This is a genomic window from Neisseria sp. P0001.S005 (assembly GCF_051963715.1).
Window position 1 is genome coordinate 1 of record NZ_JBQCTZ010000486.1, and the last position, 663, is coordinate 663.

Below are 663 nucleotides of genomic sequence, written 5' to 3' on the forward strand. Positions count from 1 at the left end.
GAGTTGATGGCTTTAACCACGCAGAAGATGGCAGCGGCGATGATCAGGAAGCTGATCACGGTGTTGATGAACAGACCGATGTTCAGGGTAACGGCACCGGCTGCTTGGGCGGCTGCCAGGTTGGCGTAACCTTCTGCAGGAGCGGCTTGTGCGCCGTCTTTCAACGTAATGAACAGGTTGGAGAAATCAACGCCGCCGATCAACAAGCCGATAGGAGGCATGATTACATCGTCAACCAATGATTTGACGATGCCGCTGAATGCTGTACCGACAACCATACCGACTGCGAGGTCGATCACGTTGCCACGCATAATAAATTCTTTAAATTCTGAAGCGATTGACATAATTAATCTCCTGTATGTGTTTGAGTCAAAATCAGATGTAGTTCAATAAAACGGCAGGCATATTAACGCTTTATCGGTTAAGAAAATTTCAATAATGTTAAATTTTGTATTTTATGCTAAAAATGCCCGGCTTCTATGCCTTCTGTATGAAAAACAGGCCGTCTGAATTTTTTTTGTTACTTTTTTGCACCACTTTTATCCGTGGCTAAGTATCAGATAATATGAATGTTATCTTTAGAATCAATGCTCTATCGAATCTTTAGGTTAAGATGGAATGATAATATAATAATGTTGAAAACATAATCATTGAAAGCCTGTA

1 protein-coding gene is annotated in these 663 nt (G+C 41.3%); it reads right to left on the reverse strand.

Annotated features, from left to right (window positions below; genetic code table 11):
• Positions 1-344: large conductance mechanosensitive channel protein MscL (gene mscL / locus ACTHSP_RS21225; RefSeq protein ID WP_440346911.1), on the reverse strand; the 344-nt coding region annotated here is incomplete at its 3' end.
• Positions 345-663: the final 319 nt, after the last annotated feature.